We start from the raw sequence: 23,742 nt of genomic DNA, 5'->3' as shown, positions 1-23,742 counted from the left end.
ACAAGGAGTTTAAATGTTTAAAAGCATAGGTGCAAAGATATCTTTAGCAATGATTTCTACATTGCTAATTAGTTTTATTATTATGCAAATTATTTTACAAAAAGACTCTCAGCAAACGACCGATAGAATCAGCCGTGCAAATTTAGATACCTTAAGCACTTCTGTTTTTCAAACACTAAGAATGGCGATGAATTTGGGTGATCCTGCCATTATAGAACAAGCTATAAAAGAAGCAGGTGAGATAGAAGGTATAAAAGATATTAAAATTTATCCTTCCAAAAGCACCGTTGAGCTTTTTGAAATGCAAAAATACACAAAAAGTAACGAAAGTATTATCAATGAGCAATTTAACAAGCCAGAAATTAAAGCAGTTGAGATTAACAATGATCAAGGACATTATCTAAGGCTTATACGTCCATTAATTGCTAACGAGGGTTGTCTTGCTTGCCATGCAAACGCTAAAGAAGGTGATGTTTTAGGGGTTATGGATATGTATAATGACTTAAAACATATAGATGATGATTTGGCAAGCTCAGCTAGAACTTATATTATAATCTTTAGCATAGCTTTACTTTTTACTGTTTTTGCTGTGCTTTATATTTTAAAAATAGTTGTAGGTAATCCTGTTTTAGATCTTTTAAAACATGCTAAAGAGCTGGCTAGTGGCGATGGAGATTTACGCGCAAGAATTAACATAAAAAGCACTGATGAGATAGGTAAAGCTTGTACTTATATTAATCAATTTATTGAAAAAATTCAAAATGCAGTAATTTCTACTAATGAAAATTCTCAAATGGTAGATAAACAATCTAAACTTTTAAATGCTAATGCACTTGATCTAGCAAATAGAACTAAAGAAGGTCATACAAAAACTGATGAATCTTATCATTTAAGTGAGCAAATTCATACAGAGTTACAAGATCTTGCTGAACTTTCAAATAATGCAAACAAGGCAAATACAAAATCTTTTGAAGTTTTAAATACTATGCTTGATTCACTAAATCAGGTAGTAGATAAAGTAAGAGTTGTTGCAGACAATGAAGATGTGTTATCTCAAAAAGTTGAAGTTATGGAAAAACAAGCAGAAGAGATTAAAAAAGCTTCTGATATGATGGGAGAAATTGCCGATAAAACTAATCTTTTATCATTAAATGCAGGTATTGAAGCAGCACGTGCTGGAGAATTTGGTCGTGGCTTTTCAGTTATTGCTGAAGATGTAAGAAATCTTGCTCAAAACTCAGAGGAATTTTTAAAAAATATTGCTATTGTCACCAAGCAATTAGTAGATAGTATTAATGAAGTTTCCAAAGAGTTAAAACACAATGCTAAAGAAATTAATTCTTTAAATCAAGATGCAAAAGATCTTGTAGAAGGAACTAATGAAGTAAAAGTTTGCAATGAAAATGCAAGAGATTTAGCAAATGCTTGTATGCAAAAAATCTCAAGCACACAAGAAACTTTACAATCTTTGCTTGATAAAATGCAAGACACAGTAAAATTAAGTGATAAAAACGAAGAAATTTCAAAAATTTTACTTGATGTTGCTCATGAGTTAAATGTAGTTTGTCAAAATTTAGAAGATGAATTAAAACATTTTCATGTATAAGGAGAATCAAAATGAAAAAAATAATTACATTAAGTATAGCAAGCTTAGCTATTTTTAGTGGGTGTTCTGTGGCAAATTTAAGTGTTGATGATTTACAAAATAAAGAATTTACCATAAGTTCTTATGAAGCAAATGGAAAAAGTTATGAACTTCCTCAAAATTCTAAAGCAAGTATTAGTTTTGATAATAAAGATAAAAGAGTTTTTGGTGTTTCAGGATGTAATAGATTTTTTGGAAACTATAAAGATCAAGGAAATAGCATTAAAATAGAAGATAATCTTGCTTCAACAAAAATGCTTTGCGATCAAGAATCTATGAAATTTGAAGATAATTTCTTAAGAAATTTCAACGGAGATTTTCAAATTATTAGCGACGATGATGGGATTATTTTGGAAAATAAAAAAATGAAAGTATATTTAAAATAAGCCTTAAGGCTTATTTTAAATGCTCTAATATATCCTCGCAAACCTTTCTAGGTTCTTTTGCTTTATAAATAGGTCTTCCAACCACAATAAAATCTGACAAATTATCCTTAGCACACTCTATATCAGCCACTCTTTTTTGATCGTCTGAATTTTCTTTAAATGGACGAATTCCAGGGGTTAATGTGATAAATTTTGAATTAGTGTTTTCTTTTATCAACAAACTTTCATATACCGAACAAACCATACCATCAAGACCACTTTCATAGCTAATTTTAGAAAAATCCTTAACAGCTTGTTTGATATCTTGTTTATATACACTAAAAAATTCTTGCTCATCAAAACTAGTTAAAGCAGATACAGCAAGCACCAAAGGTCTTTTGCTTAAAGCATTTAAACGCTCCATAATCATACACATAGCACTTTTACCTGCACTTGCATGAATATTAAACATATCTACATCAAGCTTAGCAAGCTCTTCACAAGCATCTGCCATAGTATTTGGTATATCATAAAGTTTTAGATCTAAAAAGATTTTAAAATCATCCACTTTTTTAATCGCCTCTAAAAGCTTTACCCCGTCTCTTAAATACGATCTAAGCCCTATTTTAACCCAAAGGTCTAAGCCTTTTAATTCTTTGGCTAAATTTATACATTCATCATAGCTTGCCACATCAAAAGCCACACAAAGTTTCATTGCGCTTCCTTGTTGATTTTATCTAGTACTCCATTGATAAATTTAGGAGCATTATCCCCTGCCATTTCTTTAGCAAGCTCTATAGCCTCATTGATGATAATCGCTTTTTGCGTAGAAGTAAATAAAATCTCATAAGCACCCAAACGCAAAATGGCCTTTTCTATACTAGCCACTCCATCTAACTTATGCTCTTTCAAACACTCATTAATTTTCTCATCAAGCAAAGTAAGTTGCTCATTAATGCCATTATATAAATCTAGAGTGAATTTTCTTTGATCATTGCGAATTTTTTTCTCATCTAAAAATTCATTGATAAAATCTTTATTTTCTTGATTTAACTGTGCTGCATAAAGCAAAGAAACTATACTTTGTCTTACTTGGTGTCTAGTAGCCATTTTAAGCCTTAATTTTTTGGATTAAATTAAGCATTTCAACTACAGTAAGCATAGCTTCAAAACCTTTATTACCTGCTTTGCTACCTGCTCTTTCTATAGCTTGCTCTAAAGTATCAGTTGTTAAAACTCCAAAGCTTACAGGCATATTAGCTCCAAGCCCTACACTTGCTATACCTTTAGTAGTTTCAGCTGCCACATAATCAAAATGTGGCGTACTTCCACGAATTACCGCTCCAACACAACAAATTCCATCAAATTTTTTACTCTCACAAGCTTGTTTTAATGCAAAAGGAATTTCAAAAGCACCTGGAACTAAAATAAGACTTAAGTTTTCTTCCTTGCCCCCATGTCTTAAAAAAGCATCTTTAGCACCTTCAACTAAACGATCTGTGATAATGTGATTAAATCTTGCATTGATAATTGCAATTTTCTCATCACCTTTTAAACTTAAATTTCCTTCTATTATATTCATATTTTTCCTTTTTAAATGATTTCTTGAATTTTTAAAAGCGTATTTACGCAGTTTTTAAGTCTTGAAAGATCAAGCATATTTGGTCCATCGCATAAAGCCTTACAAGGATCAATGTGCGTTTCAAAGAAAAATCCATCCACACCCACACTAGCAGCAGCTCTTGCTAAAGGTTCTACAAATTCACTTTTGCCTCCACTACTTCCACCATTTGCTCCTGGCATTTGCACACTATGAGTAGCATCAAAAACAACCGGAGCATATTTTCTCATGATAACCAAACTTCTCATATCTACAACCAAATTTCCATAGCCAAAACTCGAACCTCTCTCAGCTACAAAAACACCATTTTCTTTGGCTATTTCAAAACCTTCTTCGTTAATGCCTCTAGTTTGTAAAATTTTAGCTACGCTGTATTTAATATCTTCAGGATTTAAAAATTGCCCTTTTTTTACATTTACCTTAGCCTTTGTTTTAGCAGCAGCTACTAATAAATCAGTTTGCCTACATAAAAAGGCAGGAATTTGTAAAACATCTACAACTTCAGCCGCAATACTTGCTTGAGAACTCTCATGAATATCAGTAAGAATTTGCATACCAAATTTATCTTTAACTTTTTGCAAAATTTCCAAGCCCTTTTCAATGCCTGGCCCTCTAAAACTATTAATACTAGTTCTATTTGCTTTATCAAAGCTTGATTTAAAATAAAAATCAATTCTATCATCTTTTAAAAAGCATTCAAGCTCTTGTGCAACTTTAAAAACAAGTTCTTCATTTTCTATCACACAAGGCCCTGCTATTAGTATCATTTTTTTCATCATTTTTCCTTGTTTTTTATTATTTTACTTTATTTTTATTATTTTCTTCAAGAGGGAAAACAAAATTTAAAATAATAGCTGTAATCCCACCTGCTGCAATCCCTGAAGAAAATAAAGTTTTAAACCACATTGGCATAAATTCTAAAATATCAGGATTATTAGAAACTCCAAGCCCTATACCCAAACTCATAGCTATAATGATAATAGAACGACGGTTTAAATTTTCTTTAGAAATAATCCTAACTCCTGTTGCAGCTATAGTGCCAAACATTACTAAAGTTGCTCCACCTAAAATAGGCTCTGGAATTTGTAAAGTAATATCAGCCACAATAGGAAATAAACCTAAAATCATCAACATAAAAGCTACAATAAATCCAACATAGCGACTTGCAACACCTGTTAGGGCTATGACACCATTGTTTTGCCCAAAACATGAGTTTGGAAAAGTATTAAAAAAGGCTGAAACAAAGGAATTAAAACCATTTGCCAAAACTCCACCTTTTAATCTTTTTGCATAAAGCTTACCTTTAACTGGCTGATTAGAAACTTCGCTAGTAGCACTAATATCGCCAATAGTTTCTAAAGAAGTTACCATAAAAACCAAAATCAAAGGCAAAATGAGATTATAATCAATACTCAATCCATAATGCAAAGGATCGGGTAAAAACATTAAAGGTAAATTTTCATTAAAATTAAAACTAAAATTTTCAAAAGTCATAGCTACTAAAAGCCCTATTATCATAGCTATAAATAAAGAAGAAATTCTTATATAAGCATTGTTAAAACGATTTAATATAATAATACTTAAAATTACAACCCCTGCTAATAATAAATTTTGCAAAGAACCAAACTCACCACTTGCCTTAGCCGCAAATCCACCCCCTGCACTCACAAGGCCAACATTAATCAAACTAAGACCTATAATCATCACTACTATACCTGAAACCAAAGGCGAAATCACTCTTCTGATAAAAGGTAAAATTTGAGAAATAATCATTTCGGTAGTAGAGCAAAGCATCAAAGTGCCAAAAATAGCTCCAAGCATTGCTTCTTGTGATAAACCATTATTTTTTAAAACAAGCCCACCTAAAATAATAGGTGCAACAAAGTTAAAACTAGTCCCTTGAATAGATAAAAGTCCACTCCCTATAGGACCCCAAGTTTTAATCTGCAAAAGCGAGGCAACACCTGAAGCAAAAAGCGACATACAAATAATTCTAGCTGTATTAGTATCATCTATCCCAAGACCTTTGCAAATTAACAAAGCAGGTGTAATCACAGCCACAAACATAGCCATCAAATGCACTAATGCAGCAAAAAATGCTTTAGCAAAAGGTGGTTTATCTTCTAAACCATAAATTAAATCTGTTTTATTTTCCATTTTTCTTTCCTTTTGTTTGCTTACTAACCAAAATAATTCCTCCTAAAATAATGCTAAAAATTCCTATAAAAACCATAAAACTAGGAAATTCATCTCCTAATAATATACCTAAAAACAAAGTAAAAACTACATCTATATAACTAACTCCTGCAACAACCCCTGCCTTTTTTGCTACTCCATAAGCTTTAGTAACATGAATTTGATACATTGCTCCAAAAATTCCCATCAAAACAATAAAAATCCAAGCTTTAAGACTAGGCATAACAAAAGGAGCAATTAAAAAATCAAGCTCTTTTATTTCATAAAAAGAACCTATAATCATAGACATTAAAGGCATCAAAGTGCCAATTAAAACAAAAGATAAAGCTATAAAAGGCGCTGGGTATGATTTTCTAAGTTCTCTTACACTAGTTAGCGCTAAAGCTGCACAAAAACCACTTAAAATTCCCAAAATACTATTTTTTAAATCAAAACCTGAATGCGTAGTACTATCTGCAAAAGGTTGACAAATTAATAACACTCCTATAAAAGCAATCAAAATCCCAAAACAAGCTTTTAATCCTAAACTTTCTTTAAAAAACAAAAAAGCGATCAAAGCTATAAAAATAGGTGCTGTTTTTTGAAAAGCAAAAGCACCACCTAATGAAATATTAGAAACATTATAAAAGAAAAGATATAAAGCGATCGTTCCTATAATACCTCTAAAAATAAGCAGTCCAAGATGTCCACCACTTTTATGAAAATTTAATTTTGAAAGCGCATAAAGCATAAAAGCTGTGCCTATGATATTTCTAAAAAACATAATTTCAATCGATGATAATTCTTCACTAAGAATTTTTGCACAAGCACCTACAAGTGCAAATTCTATAGAAGCAATAATCATAAAATATATACCTAAATTCTTTTTAACTATTCTTAACATATAAATTCCATATAAAAATTCCCGTTATTTTAGTCTTTTTTGCTTAATTTTAAGGCAATTTTTATATAATCACAAATAAAAATTTAAAAAATGAGTATTAATGCAAAGTATTATTTTAATAGGAAAACCAAATGTTGGCAAATCAAGTCTTTTTAATAGACTTGCAAGAAAACGTATAGCTATCACCAGTGACATAAGTGGGACTACAAGAGATACAAACAAAATAGAGGTAGAAATTGATGGCAAAAAAGCCCTATTAATAGATAGTGGCGGACTTGATGAGAGCAATGAGCTTTTTAAAAATGTCAAAGCAAATTCGCTTAAAGCTGCTAAAAATAGTGATATTATCTTTTATATGGTAGATGGAAAATTTCTGCCCGATGATGAAGATAAAGCTTTTTTTTATGAAATGAAAAAACTCAACAAACCTATAGCCTTAGTAATTAACAAGGTGGATAATAAAAAAGATGAGGAAAGATCTTGGGAATTTTCTAATTTTGGCGTAAAAGAAGTTTTTAACATCTCAGTTACACATAATATAGGCATTGACGAACTTTGTATGTGGGCTGGTAAGTTTTTAAATGAAAGTTTTTTAAATGCAGATGAAGAAGACTTTGAAAGTTATTTAGAAAATTTTGATGAAAATAGCGGAGATTTTAAACTAAAAACCATCAATGAAAATCATATTAAAGTAGGAATTATAGGTAGGGTAAATGTAGGAAAATCAAGTCTTTTAAATGCCTTAGTTAAAGAAGAACGTAGCGTGGTAAGCGATATAGCAGGCACCACCATCGATCCTGTCAATGAAAGCATTATGCATAAAGATAAAATCATCGAATTTGTAGATACTGCGGGTATTAGAAAACGTGGGAAAATACAAGGCTTAGAGCGTTATGCACTAAATAGAACTGAATATGCCCTAGCTAATGCTCAAATTGCACTTTTAGTACTTGATGCAGCTGAGGGTTTTAATGAACTTGATGAGCGTATTGCAGGACTTGCTGCTAAACATTGTTTAGGTGTGATTATAGTGCTTAATAAATGGGATAAAAGCGAACTTGATTTTGATAAAACTTTAAAAGAATTAAAACTAGATCGTTTTAAATTTCTAGCTTATGCACCCGTTGTAAGCGTATCAGCTTTAAGCGGAAAAAGAGTACATGTGCTTTTAGATAAAATCTTAGAAGTTTTTGCCAATTTCACGCAAAAAATTCCAACTGCAAAATTAAACGCCTTGGTAGAAGAAGCCACTAGAGCGCACCCATTACCACATGATTATGGCAAATTAGTAAAAATTTATTATGCAGTTCAATATGACTTAGCACCTCCAAAAATAGCTCTAATTATGAATAGACCAAAAGCTTTGCATTTTAGTTATAAGCGCTATTTGCAAAATCAAATTAGAAAACAATTTAACTTTGAAGGTGTTCCTTTGATTTTAGCTTCAAGAAAAAAAGGTAGCAAAGATGAGCAAGAAGGATAATCTCCTTTTTGTAGGCTTTATGGGCTGTGGTAAAACAACCATAGCAAGAGCTTATGCTAAAAAATATGATAAAATCTTTTTAGATACAGACAGTTTAATTAAAGAAAAATACAATCTTGAAATTGGTGAAATTTTTAAAACATATGGAGAGAAAAAATTCCGTAAAGAAGAGCAAAAAATAGCTTTATTTTTACATTGTTTACAAAATTGCTCCATTGCAAGTGGCGGTGGTTTTATAGAACAAAAAAAATTAAAAAATATTGGTATTATTGTTTATTTAAAAGCAAGTTTTGATTATCTTTTACAAAGATTAAGCAAAGAAGAATTAACCACTAGACCTTTATTTGCAAATACAAATAATGCCAAAATTCTTTTTGATCAAAGAGCAAAAAAATACGAAAAAAAGGCAAATATTATTATAGATATTGAAAATAAAAGCGTTAATGAGATTATTAAAGAAATTAAAAAAGAGGTAAAATGAGAGTTATCACAGGACTACAGCCAAGCGGGGATTTACATATAGGAAATTATTTTGGCTCTATAAGACAAATGTTAAATATGCAAGAAAAAAATCAAATGTATATGTTTATAGCAAATTACCATGCTATGACTTCAAGTTTTGATGGAGAAAAACTTAAACAAAATTCACTCAAAGCTGCGGCAGCTTTTTTGAGTTTAGGGATTGATCCACAAAAAAGCGTATTTTGGCTACAAAGCGATGTAAAAGAAGTAATGGAGCTTTATTGGATTCTTTCTCAATTTACCCCAATGGGGCTTTTAGAAAGAGCACATAGCTATAAAGATAAAATTGCCAAAGGTTTAAATGCCAACCATGGACTTTTTTCTTACCCTGTTTTGATGGCTGCAGATATTTTACTTTTTAATGCTCAAATAGTTCCTGTAGGTAAAGATCAAATTCAACACGTTGAAATAGCAAGAGATATAGCCTTAAAAGTAAATAATGAATGGGGTGAAATTTTTACCTTACCTCAAGCTAAAGTTAATGATGAAGTTGCAGTAGTACCTGGTACTGATGGAGCCAAAATGAGCAAGTCTTATCAAAACACAATCGATATTTTTAATACACCAAAAGCTATTAAAAAACAAATTTTATCTATTGTCACAGATAGTACGGCTTTAGAAGATCCAAAAGATTGGCAAAATTGCAATGTATTTAAAATCGCAAAATTGTTTCTAAGCAATACAGAACAAGAAGCTTTGAAAGGTCGCTATGAAAAAGGTGGCGAAGGATATGGGCATTTTAAAATGTATCTAAATGAAATCATTAGTGAGTATTTTGCCTCAGCCAAAGACGAATATGAAAAATTATTAGCTAATCCTTCTAAAATTGAAGAGATTTTAGAATTTGGAGCAAACAAAGCAAAAAAACAAGCCCAAGAAACAATGGAAAAAATTTATGCTAAAATAGGACTATAAAAGGAGTTAGAATGTTAGATTTAAAACTTTTACAAAATAATTTCGATGAAATTACACAAAAACTAAAAGCTAAAAAAGTAGATGAAAATTTACTCAAAGAACTGAGTAATTTATTTATAAATTTAAAAAAAGAAAAAGCACTTTTAGAAGAATTTCAAGCTTTTCAAAATAAATTTAGTAAAGAACTTGCAATAGCGCAAGATAAAGAAAGCTTAAAAGCTCAACTAAGTCAAAATAAAGAAAAAATTAATACTCAATCAAAAATCGTTAATGAATTAGAAGAAAAACTAGAGCAAATTGCCCTAGCAATACCAAATACCCCTGATGATTGTGTACCTTTTGGAGAAGATGAAGATGAGAATGTAGAATTAAAAAAAGTTCTAACACCTCCTAGTTTTGATTTTGAAATCAAAGAACATCATGATTTAGGAGAAAAATTAAACTGGCTTGATTTTACAAGAGGGGTTAAAATCTCGCAAAGTCGCTTTTGTGTGCTTAAAAACGAAGGGGCTTTACTAAGCAGAGCTTTAGTAAATTATATGATAGATTTTAATAGAAGTAGGGGTTTTGAGTTAGTTAATGTGCCATTTTTAGTAAATAGCACAACTATGTATGGTACAGGACAACTTCCAAAATTTAAAGATGATATGTATAAGATAGAAAATGATGATTTATACCTCATCTCAACTTCTGAAATTCCTGTAACTAATCTTTATTCTAATGAAATTTTAACTCAAGAAGAATTACCTTTAAAAATGACTTGCTATAGCGCTTGTTTTAGACAAGAAGCAGGAAGTGCAGGTAGAGACACAAGAGGTATTATAAGACAACATCAATTTGAAAAAGTAGAGCTTGTTAGTATATGCAAGCCTGATCAAAGCGAGCTAATGTTTGAAGAAATGCTAAATTGTGCTAGTGATTTACTAAGCTCTTTAGGTCTAGCACACAGACATTTGATGCTTTGTACAGGAGATTTAGGTTTTTCAGCTGCAAAAACAGTGGATTTAGAAGTTTGGCTTCCATCGCAAAATAAATACCGTGAAATTAGCTCTGTATCTAATTGTAAAGATTTTCAAGCAAGACGTGCAAAAATTCGCTTTAAAAATGATAAAGGTAAAAACGAATTAGTACATACACTTAATGGTTCTTCGCTAGCTGTTGGAAGAACCTTGGTAGCTATTATGGAAAATTATCAAGAAAAAGATGGAAATATAAGAATTCCTGATGTATTAAGAAAATACTTTTAAGAGAAAACATGGCCGAAGAAGTAACACTTAAAGAACAAGACAACCAAGAAAAAGCTTTCTCTGAGATGGATGAAAATCCAGGAGTAGAAGAACAAGCTATCCCTCCTGGTATGATACCCCCTGAATTAGAGGAGGAAGAAAGTACCTTTCAAAGAGTAGAAGAAGAACCTCAAACACCACAACCTGAAGAGAAAAAAAAGCTTTTTGATAAAAAGTTTATTATTTTAGTTTCTGCTCTTGGAGGTCTTGCCTTAATATTGCTTGTCGTTTTGATTTTACTTCTTATATTTAAAAATGATAAAAAAGTCATCACGAATAGTCCAATTTTAGAAGATAATGTTAGCGCAAGTATCACTAAAGTAAAACAATCAGCTTTAGATCTTGTAGTGCAAAAAGCAAATTTATTATATGAAAAAGGCGATATAGAAAGCGCTTTAGAGCTTTACAATAATATCAATATTTTTAATCAATCCTTATCTAGCTATAATCTTGGCGTAGCCCAAATGAAACAAAAAGACTATGCTAGTGCTATAGAAAATTTTAAACAATCTTTAGAGTTAGAAGAACATAAAGTAGCTGCGGCTATCAATATAGCTGTGTGTTATTTTAACCTTGGAAATAAAGAAAAATTTAGCTATTATCTTGATTTAGCAAAAGTACATTTACCACAAGATTCTAAATCATCTTTATATGATTATTACTTAGGCTTAATTAATTATTATCAAGGATTTTACCCTGAAGCTTTACAAATGTTTATGCGTTCAAATAATATTAATGGATACCAAAGTGAATCTTATTATCTTGGAGCAAAAATTTATGCCTTATTAAAATCAGAAAAAAATGCCATTGAATTTTTACAAAAACAACAAGATTATGAAGCTAGTTTACCTTTAGGTTTATTATATGCAAAAATAGGAGAATATAAAAAAGCTAAAGAATATCTTGAAAAAGCTTCAAAAATAGAAAATCATGAAGCAAGAAGTAAAGTTGCTTTAGCTTTAGTAGAACTAAAAACGGGTCAATTTGAAAGCGGAGCTCAAATTTTAAAAGCTTTGTATATAAAAGATAAAAATATAGGTTCAAAATATTACAAAATTAAAACAAGACTAAAAAGAAATTTTTCTAATATCGATATAGCCCAACAGCATTTTGCCAAAAGATTGATTACCGGAAAACAGCAAATTTATGATTTACTGTTTTACTTCTCACCTTATCGGGTTTTTGATGTTAAACAAAGTATGGAGCTTATCGCAAAAGCTGATTTAGGAAATTTTATACAAGGTTATGAATATGAAAACGAACTTCTTGTTAAAAGCAAAGCCTTATCAGGAGTTAATATAGAATTATCTCATGCCATTAATTTAGCTTTTAATTTTCATTTAAGAGAAGCAAATCAAGAATTTAAAAATTTAAGTGAAATTTATCATGCTCATGATGTAATTCATTACAATCTTGCACTAACTTATGCACAATTACAAGATTATAACAATGCCTACAAGCATTTTTCAACCGCATATCATTTAAATCCCAAAAATTATATCGCAGGGATTTTTGCTATATATTGCATGGACTTGGTAAAAAAAGATTATACTAAACTAGCTAATGAACTTTTAGAAAATCTCCAAGCAGATAACACTATAGATCAAAATCATAATATATTTAAATATCTATTGCATTTAGCCAAAAATGACTTTACTGCCATGATTCCTTATTTAGATGATCTTTCAAGCACAAATAATACACCTTTAGAGCTAATGTTTGCTATTATAGCTGCTAATGGCAATAATCTTGAAGCTTTAAGAAATCAAAAAATTAAAGAATTAAAAGATCTGTTAAATGAAGATATTATTAGCAATATTTTATATTTTAACTCCAAAAATATGAATCTTGATATTAAAGAATACGCCAAACAAGCACAAATGTATTTTTTAACTACCAAACTTGATTATAATTCTTTATTTGGTGGAGCTGGAATAGTTAAAGATAGTTATGTAACGCTTATGCAAATTACAGGCTTGCTTAATCATGTTAGAAACGACATTAAAAAAAGACTTGCCATGAGTAATAAAAACTCCATTGGATTGATTTTTGCCCTAGCTTATGTTGATATTTTTGCAAAAGAATATCAAGAAGCATACACGCTTTACAATATTTTAATAGATGATTACAAAATCAAAGATGCGCAAACTTTATTTTTAGCCGCAGTTGCAGCAATAGGTTCAAACAATCCAAATTCAGCTATAGCTTTGCTCGAACTAGCAAGATTGGAAAATGAAGAAACCTTAGAAGCAAGACTTGCATTAGGTCTTTTATATCATGAGGTACAAAATCTAGAACCTGCCATGTTTCAATATGAAAAAGTAGGTAATAATTTTGAAAGCAAATTCTTTACTTTTGATATTAAAAATTAGTATTTTCATAAAACAAGAAAATACTAATTAATTATTAAAAACATATACAAAAATAACTTACAAATTAACTTGTTATAATATATGGGAAATAATTTTATGAAGTGGCTCCGGATGTAGGATTCGAACCTACGACCAATCGGTTAACAGCCGACTACTCTACCGCTGAGCTAATCCGGAACATCAATAAATAAGAAATGGTATTATATAAGAAAAAAACATTCTTGTCAAGAGTTTTTTACAAAAAATTATATTTTTTTGTAAAAATTTACTCCTGCTAAATTTTTTACAATGACTTTTTGCTCTTTGATTAATTTTTCTAATACATCTTTGCTATATTGGCTAAATTTATTTTCTATATCAAATTCACTTTGCGCTCTAAGCTGTAACATCTTCAAAAGCTCTTGAACATTAAAATCAATCTTTTCGCCTTTATAATAATGTTTAGGAAGCACAACAGGCACACTAGTAATATACATACTTAATTCTTCTAGTTTTTCCAAAGATATACCTTTAACAGGATAAGCTGGAGGTCTATCAATAGTGCTAAAATCCACTCTTGATGGCTTTATTTTATCAAACACATCATTTAAAGCTAGCATTTCTTCTTTATTATCATTTAAGCCTTGCACAATCAATACTTCCATGATAAGCTCACCTGGAAATTTTTTCCTAAAAATTATCATTTTTTCAATCATTGTTTCAAGCTTAATTTGTTTTAAAGCTCTATCTATCCTATAAAATGTTTTTTCTTTAGCACTATCAAGACTAAATTTAACTACATCAATATCCATTAGAGCATCAAATGCATGTGTATTTAACACACCACTACCATTACTTAAGATCAAGAGCTTTTTATCTTGTTTTATTTTGTTTAACTCACAAACTAATTCTTTTAAATGAGGATATAAGCTAGGCTCACCATTTGCAGTTAATGTAAGAAAGTCAAATTTCACATCGCTAGCTAAAGATTGCTTTACCTGTTCTAAGATATCTTGAATTTTTGGATATATTAAAGATTTTTCCACGGGTTTTGCAGCTTGTAATTCACAATACACGCAGTCAAAATTACATTGTTTTTGATTTGGACTTAAATCAATCCCTAAAGAAAGTCCAAATCTTCTTGAGCTTATGGGACCAAAGGTAATTTTATTCACTTTTTAGATTTCTCTTGAACTAGCTTGATAAAATATTTAGCATTTTCAACAGGAATATCAGGCAAAATACCATGTCCTAGGTTGAAAATATGCGTACTATCTTGCATAATATTTAAAATTTTATCTACGCCCTGCTCAATAGCTTTTTTATCATACAATCTACAAGGCTCCATATTACCCTGTAAAGTATATTTAGCGCCTAGCTTTTCTTTTGCCAATTCTAAAGGCGTACTCCAATCTACACCAAAGACATCAAAATTTCCACTTATATCATCTAAGAACCCACTTATCCCCTTAGGAAATAAAATCACGGGAATATGTGGATATTTTTCTTTAATAAAATTAGCAATTTCAAGCATGTATTTAAAAGAAAACTCAAAAAACATTTCTTTTTCTAAAGCACTTGCCCAACTATCAAATATTTGTATAGCATTAGCTCCTGCTTTAATTTGCTCTTGAATATAATGCTTTAAAGCTAAAGTAAGTTTAGATAAAATTTGATGTAAAAATTCAGGATTTTGATAAACTAATTTTTTACATTTTGCATAATTTTTACTACCGCCACCCTCTATCATATAAGTAGCAATAGTCCAAGGACTTCCACAAAAACCAATCAAAGCTTTATCTTGTGCAAGTTTTTCTCTAGTAAGCGCTAATGCATCATAAACATAAGAAAGATTTTTAATACTTTTTTCAACATCTAATCTTTCCAAATCTTCCTTGGTTTTAATAGGATTTGAAAATACCGGTCCTTCACCTTTTTCAAATTTTAAATCCATACCCATTTCTAAAGGTACCACTAAAATATCTGAAAAAATAATAGCTGCATCAACACCTAAAATATCCACAGGTTGCAAAGTAACTTCACTTGCTTTTTGATAGTCCTTGCAAAGCGATAAAAAATCTCCAGCACTTGCTCTAACTTCCATGTATTCAGGTAAATATCTTCCTGCTTGACGCATCATCCAAACTGGAGTATAAGGGGTTGATTTTTTAAAACACGCATCAATAAAAATCATTTTTATTCCTTATTAATGATCACTTTTATGCAAGAAATAAAGCCCCATACAAAGAGCCAAAATAGAACCTGCCAAATAAGTCATATCCAAAACTGTATTAAGTTGCATTTGTAAAATTCTTTGGAAAAAATTTACAACTAAAACCATGATAATTACTTTTGCAAGCTTATCTTTTAGCTGATCCAAACTATGCACTTCTAAAACTTTTGACTGCTTTGTTTGTTTAAAATCCTCTATTTCACTAATAAAAAGCTCATAAATTCCAAAAGAGAAAATAAATAAAACTAAAGCCATTAAATATAAATCCACAGCTCCTATGATCAAACCAACAATATCTTCATGCAAATCCACCGTAGAATTTGGTAACATAAAGTATTCAAATACATATTTTAAAACTTTAATCACATCATAACTTGCGATAAAAAATAAAACAAAAGCTCCTATTAAACCAAAAATTACAGGTAAAATAGTAACCAAACGACTTTTAACTAATAAATTCTCAAAAAATCTTTCTAGCATTTTTCTCCTTTTAAACTAACTCTAGCCATTTTTGTGCAATACGCACTGCATTTGTAGCAGCCCCTACACGAATTTGATCAGCCACACACCATAAGTGCAAAATGTTTTTATGATTAATATCACGTCTTATTCTTCCTACATAAGTTTCATTAGTATCACTTGTAAAAAGCGGCATAGGATATTTTTTATTTTCTACATCATCAATCACAACAACACTTGGTGCTTTAGAAAGTATCTCTCTAACTTTAGCAACATCAACATCTTTTTCAAAATGCATAGTAATGGCTTCACTATGACTTCTAAGCACAGGGACTCTTACGCAAGTTGCTGAAATTTCAAGTTTTTTATGCAATATTTTTTGCGTTTCATTCACCATTTTTAATTCTTCTTTAGTGTAGCCATTTTCACTAAAAACATCAATTTGAGGAATCAAATTTAAAGCTAAGGTGTATGGAAAAGTTTTTGCTTCAAATTCATCTAATTTAAAAGCAAAAAAACTTTGCATTCCTTGAACTAACTCCTCCATACCTTCTTTACCCGCACCACTTGCTGCTTGATAAGTACTTACATCTACTCTTTTTAGATTAAATACATCATCAAGTGGTTTTAAAACATGCACCATTTGTATAGTAGAACAATTTGGATTAGCAATAATCCCTGTTTTTTCCCAATCTTTAATATCTTCACTATTACACTCAGGAACCACCAAAGGAACATTCTCATCCATTCTAAAATGACTTGTATTATCAATCACCACAGCACCACATTCTACTGCGTATTTTGCATACTCAGCACTTATATTTCCTCCAGCACTAAAAAAAGCAATATCCACACGATTTTCTTTAAAAACACTTGGAGTTAATTCTTTTACTTTATAACTTTTTCCTCTAAATTCTACTTCACTACCTGCGCTTTTTGCACTTGCTAATGGCAAAATACTTTCAACTGGAAAATCAAGCTCATCTAAGACATTTAAAAGTTCCTCGCCAACTGCCCCTGTTGCACCTACAATAGCTATTTTTTTCATTGTCCGTCCTTTTTTAAGTAATATTGTATTTTTTCATTTTTTCACTAAAATTTTTCTCACTCATCCCTATAAGCTTAGCTGCTTCTGTAATATCTTGTGAATTTTTTAAAGCTTCTAAAACCAATTCTTTTTCAAGATTTTTAATATCTTTACTTTTTCTACTTTCTAAAAATAAATCTTGAGCACTAATCTCATCATTTTCACTTAAAATACAAGCTCTTTGTATAATAGAAATCAATTCCCTAATATTACCTGGAAAATCATAAGCTAGTAAAGCATCTTGCGCTTCTTGACTTAAAGTTTTTTCATTAAAATCATATTCTTTGCACGTATCAAGCAAGACTTTTTGTGCAATTTGCAAAATTTCTTCTTGACGCTCTCTTAGTGGTGGTATATTAATAGGAATAGTATTAAGTCTATAATATAAATCTTGTCTAAATTCATTATCTGCAATCTTTTTTTCTATATGAGCATTAGTTGCACTGATAATTCTTACATCAATCTTTATACTTTTAGTACTTCCTAATCTTGTAATTTCTTTTTCTTGCAAAGCTCTTAATAATTTTGCTTGAATTTCATAAGGCATTTCACCTATTTCATCTAAAAACAAAGTGCCTTCATTAGCAAGCTCAAACAACCCTATTTTAGTAGTATTAGCATCAGTAAATGCACCTTTTTCAAAACCAAAAAGCTCACTTTCTATCAAATTTGATGGAATTGCTGCCATATTAATAGCCACAAAAGGTTTTTGCGCTCTTTTTGAATTTTTATGTACAAAATTTGCAAAAACTTCTTTACCTACCCCACTTTCTCCAAAAAAAAGCACGCTTGCATCTGTCTTAGCAGCTTTAGTAGCTAATTTCAAACAATTTTCCAAAGCTTTAGAAGTGCCATAAAAATCTTGATTTTCTTCTTTTTTGATAGTCTTTTTATTTGTTTTTTTAGAAGTCTTTTCTTGAATTATTTTTGCACGTTTTATTGCAGTTACTAAAGTATTAATATCAAATGGCTTTACTAGAAAATCTTTTACTCCAAGTCTTACTGCCTCTATAGCACGATTTAGTGTTGCATTACCTGTAATAATAATAAAATCATATTTATTCTCACAAGCTTGTACAAATTCAATACCATCCATACCTGGCATGTTAATATCTGTAATAATCAAATCAACATCATCATTTAGTTTCTTTAAAGCTTCAGTTGCTGATTTATAAGATTTTATAGTAAATTCCTCATACTCACTCAAAGCAATTTCGAGTGATTTTCTCATATTTATATCATCTTCGACTATAACCAAATTCATTTCAAACCTTAAGCTAAAATACCTTTTTTGGGACCACTTTTACCATGGCATTCTTTATATTTTTTACCGCTACCGCAAGGACAAGGTGAATTTCTAGGTACTTTAGTAATTTGCGCTTCACCATTTTCATCAACACCACTTTCTGTAGTACTAGCTAAGAACTGCTCATTTTGCTCATGGCTTTTTTCTTCAAAATTTTGTGCTTCTTTTTGAGTAAAAACTACATTAAATAGCAATTTTAAACTATCAAATTTAACACGCTCAACAAGCTCCATGAAAAGATTATAGCTTTCTTTTTTATATTCTACTAAAGGATCTTTTTGATTATAACTTCTTAAACCTATACCAGTTTTTAAAATATCCATTTGGTATAAATGCTCCCTCCATAGATTATCTAAAATTTGAAGGTATAAAATTCTTTCAATTCTTCTAGCTTCTTTATCTTCAATAATGCTCATTTTGTCTTTATAAGCTTTTTCTAAAATTTCACTTAATTTATTTTCTACTTCAATTACACCCAAATCTTTAAAATCAGCTTCGCTAAGCTCAAGATTGCATTCATAATTTACTTTTTGTTTTAAACTTTCAAAATGCTTAACATCATCTTCAAGCTCTGCATTTAGATAAATTTGACTTACCAAGTGATTGCTATATTCAGCAATATTTTTTAAAATTTTATCTTGCAAGTCAAATTCTTCATCTAACAATTCATTTCTATAATTATAAATAGTCTTTCTTTGCTCATTAGCCACATCATCATACTCAAGCAAATGTTTTCTACTTTCAAAATGTAAGCTTTCAACTTTTTTTTGCGCATTTTCAACAGCTCTTGTAACAATACGACTTTCTATATGCTCACCCTCTTCTATGCCCAATCTTTCCATAATATTTTTAATGCGATCGCCACCAAAAATTCTCAAAAGATTATCCTCTAAACTTAAATAAAACCTACTTACACCAGGATCACCTTGACGTCCTGCACGCCCACGAAGTTGATTATCTATTCTTCTGCTTTCATGGCGCTCAGTTCCTATGATATAAAGCCCTCCTAAAGCTCTTATTTCATCATCTATTTTTATATCAACCCCACGACCCGCCATATTAGTAGCTATAGTCACTGCACCTTTTTTACCCGCATCTTGGATAATCAAAGCTTCTTGTTCGTGATTTTTTGCGTTCAATACATGATGAGGAATGCGTTCTTTTACAAGCATATTATGAAATACTTCACTTCTTTCAATACTTGCAGTTCCCACTAAAACTGGCTGACCCTTTGCATTTGCTTTTTTTATCTCTTCAATAACTGCTTTAAATTTTTCTTCTTGAGTTTTATAAATCAAATCATCTTTATCTATTCTTGCAACCGGTATATTTGTAGGTATAGAAACTACATCTAAATTATATATTTGAGAAAATTCCGTTGCTTCAGTTTGTGCAGTACCTGTCATGCCTGCTAACTTTTTATACATTCTAAAATAATTTTGGAAAGTAATATCTGCTAAAGTTTGACTTTCTTCCTGAATTTTTACCCCTTCTTTAGCCTCTAATGCTTGATGTAAACCATCACTAAAGCGTCTTCCCTCGCTTAGCCTTCCTGTAAATTCATCAACAATTACAACTTCTTTATCTCTTAATACATAATGCACATCTTTTTCAAATAAATTATGTGCTTTTAAAGCCTGATCAAGCTGATGGGCCAATATTGCATTATCTAAGCTGTATAAATTTTCCACTCCGAATAATTTTTCTGCCTTAGAAATTCCAGCCTCTGTAATCATGATAGTTCTATTTTTCTCATCAACAACAAAATCACCACTTGGTAATTCTTGAGGAGTAGCAGCTGCTTGGCCTTTTTGCATTTGTTTTGCTACTTCATTTGCTTTAATATAACCATCTAAAGTTCTATTTGTGGGCCCGCTTATAATAAGTGGGGTTCTTGCTTCATCTATTAAAATACTATCTACTTCATCAACTATAACAAAATTATGTTCCCTTTGTACTTTCTCAAGCTTTGAAAATTTCATATTATCGCGCAAATAATCAAAGCCAAATTCATTATTTGTACCATAAGTTATATCACACTCATAAGCTTTTTTATGTGCCTCATCGCTATTTTGCTCTGAAAGTATCACCCCCACACTAAAACCTAAAAAATTATAAATGGCACTCATTTGCTCTGCATCTCTTTTGGCCAAATAATCATTTACAGTAACTACATGCACGCCCTTACCACTCATAGCATTTAATACAACAGGTAAAGTTGCAACCAAGGTTTTACCTTCCCCAGTTTTCATTTCAGCGATTTTTCCCTCATGTAAAACCATACCGCCGATTAATTGCACATCAAAATGACGCATATTAAGCGTTCTTTTTCCTACTTCTCTAACTATTGCAAAAACATCATTTAGTATTTGATCTAAAGTTTTTTCTTCTTTTTGAATTTGTGTTTTAAAATCTATAAAATTTTGTTTTAATTCATCATCGCTTAAATTTTGGTATTTTGACTCTAAAGCATTAATTTGCGCAACTCTCTTTAAATATTTCTTTACTTCTCGATCGTTTTTTGTGCCAAATATTGCTTTAAATACGCTAGAAAACATTTTTTTACCTTTAATTACAAAAATATATGCTAGATTATACCTTGATTTTAATTAGAACTATATAAAAGTTTTATTTGCATAAATTTTATATAATTTGTTAAATTTTAAAGGATAATTATGAAATATTTTATATTTTTAATGATATTTGCTTGTAATATTTTTGCTTTTGATATAAATTTTAAAAGTTTTAGCAGTGATTTTGAACAAAAAGTGCAAAGTAATAATTCTTCGCTAAATTATAAGGAAATTTTATCATCACTCAAAATAAAGCCTTTTGGAATTACACTAAGCCAAATAAAAAGCAAATTTATATCAACAACAAAGAAGTTGTTATCATAGAACCTGAATTAGAACAAGCCATTTATACTCAATTACAAAATTTACCAAATCTTCAAGCAATTTTTAAAAATGCAAAATCAATATCTCATGAAAACTATGAAGCAAAATATGAAAATATCACATATAATATCAAACTAGAAAATAATAGCCTTAGTAGTATTTCTTATAAAGATGAATTGGGAAATTTAGTCAGTATTTATTTTTACAACCAAAAATTTGATCAAAATATTAACGAAAATATTTTTATACCAAAAATCCCAAGCCATTTTGATATAATCCAATAATCAAAATGGTATCTCTTTAAACAAATCTTGTTCTTTGCTTGGTGCTAACATTTGCATTTGAGTATTTTCCATAGTTTTTAAAATCATATCCATGGCTTCTTTGCTTGTATTAACATCTTGATTGAAACTTATATTGCCATCTTTAACACTACTTATTTGAGTAGCATTCATATCTTTTGGTTGGGTATTATTTTGATCTGAAGTTTTAGTAACTTTAAGAATATTTTGAATTTCTTCTTGTTTAGCAGTTTCTTTTAAATCTTCGTCCTTTTTTTCTAAATCTTTTACAAAGCGCTTAAGCTCTTCTATATCAAACCGAACCACTGAGTTAATTTTTAAAATATAAATGTTTTTTATTTGAGTTTTGTATTTTTTATTGCTAAATTTAAGCAAAGTTTCTTTAAAGTTGTTTTTACCCACTTCTGTGAATAAATCTTCATAAAAATAACTAGATACAATAGTGTTTAAAGCATCTATGATTTTTTTTTGATCTAAATTTTCTCCTTCAAAATCCAAAGTCATTTCAATCTTTTTTAAAGTATTATTTCCAACCTTTGAATACAAATCTGTTCTAAAATCTTCTATGCTTAAAGAATTAGCATAAATACCGCAAAAAGAAAAAAATAAAATTACTATCCATCTCATAATCACTCCCCATTTTCTTCTAAATTTACAAATTTTTCTTGTTGATAAAATCGTTTTACCTCTTTATCGAATTTTAAAATTTTTAAAAAATAATCCTCAAAAGGCATTTTATAATTATATACGATTTTTAAATTACTTGGATTAATGGCTCTTGATAAACATACATATAATTGCCCTTTTTCAAAAATTCCATCAATATCACATATTAATTTATCTATACTCATACCTTGAGATTTATGGATTGTTATAGCATAAGCTAGTTTTATAGGAAATTGAACAAATTTAGCTTTTATCTTAACTTCCAGTTTTTCATCTTTGTCTAACTCATACTCTTCTAAGGTATATTCATATGATTTTAATTTCAATCTTTCACCATTATTTTTTTCTATCAGAATATATTCTTGCTCTTTATCTTTTATAAAATCTAAAACAACACCCTGCTCCCCATTATAATAATTTTCTTCTTTATTATTCACACAAAAAATAATCTTAGCGCCTATTTTTAATTTTAACTCACTCAAAGAATTAAGTCCGTTGATCCACTGCTCATAAGTTTTATCATCTAATGTAGAATCTAGTTTTTCAGTTTTTGCCTTAAATATACTTTCTTTACCTTGTAAAAGATTTAATTTTTCAGTATTAATATGATTAGTCTTTTTATTTGTAGCACATAATAGAGTATATTCATCCATACGCTCAAGTAAATTTTTTGAACTAATTAACATTTTTTTAAAGAAATTTAGTATTTCTTTGTTTACTTCACCCATTCTAAGAAAAAACAGATATTCGTAAAATTGTTTATCTAAAGTTCTTTTTGTGATACTAAGTTTTAAATTAATAAATTTAAGATCATTCCAAGCTTGTGAAGAAAAAGTATATAAAGTATTTTGAAATAAAGTATTTTGAGTTTGATTTTCTTTGTACTTAACCACGGGTGGAAGTTGAAAAAAATCTCCAACTAATAAAATTTTACCATTAAAACCACTTCTTGATAATCTATAATAAATCATTTCCATCAATGAAGCACTTACCATAGAGATTTCATCAATAACCAATAAATCACATTGTTTTAAAATTCTCTTTAATTTTTCTAGTTTATCTTTTTGCTTTCTATCTTCATAATACAACTCATCATAATTTTGACATCTTTTAAAAGCAAAAAAACTATGTAAAGTAACCCCACCTATATTAAAAGCACTAAGTGCAGTAGAACCCAATACAACGACAATTTTTCCTTGAACTCTATAAGATCTTATAAGCTCCATAGTTAAAAAAGACTTACCAACACCTGCACCACCACTTAAAAATATATTATTATCTCTTAAAAAATTTTCCAATCTACTCAATATCATCTTAACATTATATTATAATCTAGTAAAACCCTTATAAAAATCTATTGCAAACAATTACATATTTTACCAATTAATACCTTTCTCGATCTTCTTTTTATTTCAAAATACCAAATATAGCCACCACTACCCCGCCCAATTAAGTAAAAAATTTTCACAATCAAATAACTAAGAACTAGAAATTAAAAAATCACCTACAGCTAACAACCATAAAA

The 23,742-nt window shown here is 29.8% G+C and carries 22 protein-coding genes and 1 tRNA gene; 8 read left to right on the top strand and 15 right to left on the bottom strand.

The features are described from left to right. Positions 1–13: 13 nt before the first annotated feature. Together L8W55_RS05010 and L8W55_RS05005 are read left to right on the top strand one after the other, a co-directional pair. A complete protein-coding gene (locus L8W55_RS05010; protein ID WP_263677631.1) occupies positions 14–1,606 on the top strand; it encodes a methyl-accepting chemotaxis protein in 1,593 nt (530 codons plus the stop codon). Between the two features lie 11 nt (positions 1,607–1,617). Beyond that, positions 1,618–2,031: an META domain-containing protein gene (locus L8W55_RS05005; RefSeq protein WP_263677630.1), complete on the top strand. Its 414-nt coding sequence runs from the start codon at positions 1,618–1,620 to the stop codon at positions 2,029–2,031. Positions 2,032–2,041: 10 nt separating this feature from the next. Here L8W55_RS05005 and pyrF read toward each other — a convergent pair whose 3' ends face one another. Genes pyrF through L8W55_RS04975 form a run of 6 tightly spaced genes read right to left on the bottom strand, consistent with a single transcriptional unit; the run spans position 2,042 to position 6,710 of the window. Further along, positions 2,042–2,725 (bottom strand): orotidine-5'-phosphate decarboxylase, encoded by a 684-nt coding sequence (gene pyrF / locus L8W55_RS05000; protein WP_263677629.1) that lies wholly within the window; start codon positions 2,723–2,725, stop codon positions 2,042–2,044. Continuing rightward, on the bottom strand, positions 2,722–3,120 hold the full coding sequence (gene nusB / locus L8W55_RS04995) for a transcription antitermination factor NusB (RefSeq protein WP_257397005.1): 399 nt from the start codon (positions 3,118–3,120) through the stop codon (positions 2,722–2,724). The genes pyrF and nusB overlap by 4 nt, the downstream gene beginning before the upstream one ends. Position 3,121: 1 nt before the next feature. Next, complete coding sequence (gene ribE, locus L8W55_RS04990) at positions 3,122–3,592, bottom strand: 6,7-dimethyl-8-ribityllumazine synthase (RefSeq protein ID WP_257938136.1); 471 nt, start codon at positions 3,590–3,592, stop codon at positions 3,122–3,124. A gap of 11 nt (positions 3,593–3,603) precedes the next feature. Then, positions 3,604–4,407 carry a 3-deoxy-8-phosphooctulonate synthase gene (kdsA, locus tag L8W55_RS04985; protein ID WP_240386734.1) on the bottom strand — a complete coding sequence of 268 codons (804 nt, stop codon included), beginning with the start codon at positions 4,405–4,407 and terminating at the stop codon, positions 3,604–3,606. A 19-nt stretch (positions 4,408–4,426) separates the two neighbouring features. Continuing rightward, positions 4,427–5,788 carry a uracil-xanthine permease family protein gene (locus tag L8W55_RS04980; protein ID WP_263677628.1) on the bottom strand — a complete coding sequence of 454 codons (1,362 nt, stop codon included), beginning with the start codon at positions 5,786–5,788 and terminating at the stop codon, positions 4,427–4,429. Continuing rightward, positions 5,778–6,710 carry a DMT family transporter gene (locus tag L8W55_RS04975; protein WP_263677627.1) on the bottom strand — a complete coding sequence of 311 codons (933 nt, stop codon included), beginning with the start codon at positions 6,708–6,710 and terminating at the stop codon, positions 5,778–5,780. Before L8W55_RS04975 ends, L8W55_RS04980 begins: the two co-directional genes overlap by 11 nt. Positions 6,711–6,810: 100 nt before the next feature. Between L8W55_RS04975 and der the strand changes: the two genes are divergently transcribed. Genes der through L8W55_RS04950 form a run of 5 tightly spaced genes read left to right on the top strand, consistent with a single transcriptional unit; the run spans position 6,811 to position 13,288 of the window. After that, positions 6,811–8,193: a ribosome biogenesis GTPase Der gene (gene der / locus L8W55_RS04970; RefSeq protein WP_263677625.1), complete on the top strand. Its 1,383-nt coding sequence runs from the start codon at positions 6,811–6,813 to the stop codon at positions 8,191–8,193. Continuing rightward, a complete protein-coding gene (locus tag L8W55_RS04965; protein ID WP_263675203.1) occupies positions 8,177–8,674 on the top strand; it encodes a shikimate kinase in 498 nt (165 codons plus the stop codon). Before der ends, L8W55_RS04965 begins: the two co-directional genes overlap by 17 nt. Then, a complete protein-coding gene (trpS, locus tag L8W55_RS04960) occupies positions 8,671–9,630 on the top strand; it encodes a tryptophan--tRNA ligase (RefSeq protein WP_263677623.1) in 960 nt (319 codons plus the stop codon). Before L8W55_RS04965 ends, trpS begins: the two co-directional genes overlap by 4 nt. A gap of 11 nt (positions 9,631–9,641) precedes the next feature. Then, positions 9,642–10,877 (top strand): serine--tRNA ligase, encoded by a 1,236-nt coding sequence (gene serS, locus L8W55_RS04955; RefSeq protein ID WP_263677622.1) that lies wholly within the window; start codon positions 9,642–9,644, stop codon positions 10,875–10,877. Positions 10,878–10,885: 8 nt separating this feature from the next. Beyond that, positions 10,886–13,288 carry a tetratricopeptide repeat protein gene (locus tag L8W55_RS04950; RefSeq protein ID WP_263677620.1) on the top strand — a complete coding sequence of 801 codons (2,403 nt, stop codon included), beginning with the start codon at positions 10,886–10,888 and terminating at the stop codon, positions 13,286–13,288. Positions 13,289–13,390: 102 nt separating this feature from the next. Here L8W55_RS04950 and L8W55_RS04945 read toward each other — a convergent pair. From L8W55_RS04945 to secA, 7 genes are all read right to left on the bottom strand, one after another. Continuing rightward, positions 13,391–13,465 (bottom strand) — tRNA-Asn (locus L8W55_RS04945). 68 nt (positions 13,466–13,533) lie between these two features. Beyond that, positions 13,534–14,442, bottom strand: coding sequence for a radical SAM protein (locus L8W55_RS04940; RefSeq protein ID WP_263677619.1), 909 nt, complete (start codon positions 14,440–14,442; stop codon positions 13,534–13,536). Continuing rightward, entirely contained in the window at positions 14,439–15,461 is a 1,023-nt protein-coding gene (gene hemE / locus L8W55_RS04935) for a uroporphyrinogen decarboxylase (protein ID WP_263677618.1), read from the bottom strand. Before hemE ends, L8W55_RS04940 begins: the two co-directional genes overlap by 4 nt. Before the next feature lie 12 nt (positions 15,462–15,473). Beyond that, positions 15,474–15,980, bottom strand: coding sequence for a YqhA family protein (locus L8W55_RS04930; RefSeq protein ID WP_263677617.1), 507 nt, complete (start codon positions 15,978–15,980; stop codon positions 15,474–15,476). A gap of 10 nt (positions 15,981–15,990) precedes the next feature. Further along, positions 15,991–17,007, bottom strand: a complete 1,017-nt coding sequence (locus L8W55_RS04925; RefSeq protein WP_263677616.1) for an aspartate-semialdehyde dehydrogenase — start codon at positions 17,005–17,007, stop codon at positions 15,991–15,993. Between the two features lie 13 nt (positions 17,008–17,020). Next, positions 17,021–18,310: a sigma-54-dependent transcriptional regulator gene (locus tag L8W55_RS04920; protein ID WP_263677615.1), complete on the bottom strand. Its 1,290-nt coding sequence runs from the start codon at positions 18,308–18,310 to the stop codon at positions 17,021–17,023. An 8-nt stretch (positions 18,311–18,318) separates the two neighbouring features. Continuing rightward, positions 18,319–20,910, bottom strand: a complete 2,592-nt coding sequence (secA, locus tag L8W55_RS04915; protein WP_263677613.1) for a preprotein translocase subunit SecA — start codon at positions 20,908–20,910, stop codon at positions 18,319–18,321. A gap of 251 nt (positions 20,911–21,161) precedes the next feature. Between secA and lolA the strand changes: the two genes are divergently transcribed. Then, positions 21,162–21,533, top strand: a complete 372-nt coding sequence (gene lolA, locus L8W55_RS07985) for a LolA-like outer membrane lipoprotein chaperone (protein ID WP_412175271.1) — start codon at positions 21,162–21,164, stop codon at positions 21,531–21,533. Here lolA and L8W55_RS04910 read toward each other — a convergent pair whose 3' ends face one another. Beyond that, a complete protein-coding gene (locus tag L8W55_RS04910) occupies positions 21,534–22,178 on the bottom strand; it encodes a flagellar basal body-associated FliL family protein (protein WP_263677612.1) in 645 nt (214 codons plus the stop codon). A gap of 2 nt (positions 22,179–22,180) precedes the next feature. Further along, the gene (locus L8W55_RS04905; protein WP_318529904.1) at positions 22,181–23,527 is read right to left on the bottom strand and encodes an ATP-dependent DNA helicase; all 1,347 of its coding nucleotides are present in this window, start codon (positions 23,525–23,527) and stop codon (positions 22,181–22,183) included. Between the last annotated feature and the right edge of the window lie 215 nt (positions 23,528–23,742).

This window comes from Campylobacter sp. FU_520, from assembly GCF_025772385.1.
Lineage (GTDB): Bacteria > Campylobacterota > Campylobacteria > Campylobacterales > Campylobacteraceae > Campylobacter_D > Campylobacter_D lari_C.
This window is presented reverse-complemented; position numbering and strand designations above follow the sequence as displayed.

What these genes read in the sequence shown, in the direction of transcription:
- L8W55_RS04925 (WP_263677616.1), bottom strand. Translation starts at nt 17,007, where the DNA reads ATGAAAAAAATAGCTATTGTAGGTGCAACAGGGGCAGTTGGCGAGGAA.
- pyrF (WP_263677629.1), bottom strand. Translation starts at nt 2,725, where the DNA reads ATGAAACTTTGTGTGGCTTTTGATGTGGCAAGCTATGATGAATGTATA.
- L8W55_RS04930 (WP_263677617.1), bottom strand. Translation starts at nt 15,980, where the DNA reads ATGCTAGAAAGATTTTTTGAGAATTTATTAGTTAAAAGTCGTTTGGTT.
- secA (WP_263677613.1), bottom strand. Translation starts at nt 20,910, where the DNA reads ATGTTTTCTAGCGTATTTAAAGCAATATTTGGCACAAAAAACGATCGA.
- hemE (WP_263677618.1), bottom strand. Translation starts at nt 15,461, where the DNA reads ATGATTTTTATTGATGCGTGTTTTAAAAAATCAACCCCTTATACTCCA.
- nusB (WP_257397005.1), bottom strand. Translation starts at nt 3,120, where the DNA reads ATGGCTACTAGACACCAAGTAAGACAAAGTATAGTTTCTTTGCTTTAT.
- L8W55_RS05010 (WP_263677631.1), top strand. Translation starts at nt 14, where the DNA reads ATGTTTAAAAGCATAGGTGCAAAGATATCTTTAGCAATGATTTCTACA.
- L8W55_RS04965 (WP_263675203.1), top strand. Translation starts at nt 8,177, where the DNA reads ATGAGCAAGAAGGATAATCTCCTTTTTGTAGGCTTTATGGGCTGTGGT.
- L8W55_RS04950 (WP_263677620.1), top strand. Translation starts at nt 10,886, where the DNA reads ATGGCCGAAGAAGTAACACTTAAAGAACAAGACAACCAAGAAAAAGCT.
- L8W55_RS04980 (WP_263677628.1), bottom strand. Translation starts at nt 5,788, where the DNA reads ATGGAAAATAAAACAGATTTAATTTATGGTTTAGAAGATAAACCACCT.
- L8W55_RS04910 (WP_263677612.1), bottom strand. Translation starts at nt 22,178, where the DNA reads ATGAGATGGATAGTAATTTTATTTTTTTCTTTTTGCGGTATTTATGCT.
- L8W55_RS04920 (WP_263677615.1), bottom strand. Translation starts at nt 18,310, where the DNA reads ATGAATTTGGTTATAGTCGAAGATGATATAAATATGAGAAAATCACTC.
- trpS (WP_263677623.1), top strand. Translation starts at nt 8,671, where the DNA reads ATGAGAGTTATCACAGGACTACAGCCAAGCGGGGATTTACATATAGGA.
- L8W55_RS05005 (WP_263677630.1), top strand. Translation starts at nt 1,618, where the DNA reads ATGAAAAAAATAATTACATTAAGTATAGCAAGCTTAGCTATTTTTAGT.
- L8W55_RS04975 (WP_263677627.1), bottom strand. Translation starts at nt 6,710, where the DNA reads ATGTTAAGAATAGTTAAAAAGAATTTAGGTATATATTTTATGATTATT.
- der (WP_263677625.1), top strand. Translation starts at nt 6,811, where the DNA reads ATGCAAAGTATTATTTTAATAGGAAAACCAAATGTTGGCAAATCAAGT.
- serS (WP_263677622.1), top strand. Translation starts at nt 9,642, where the DNA reads ATGTTAGATTTAAAACTTTTACAAAATAATTTCGATGAAATTACACAA.
- kdsA (WP_240386734.1), bottom strand. Translation starts at nt 4,407, where the DNA reads ATGAAAAAAATGATACTAATAGCAGGGCCTTGTGTGATAGAAAATGAA.
- ribE (WP_257938136.1), bottom strand. Translation starts at nt 3,592, where the DNA reads ATGAATATAATAGAAGGAAATTTAAGTTTAAAAGGTGATGAGAAAATT.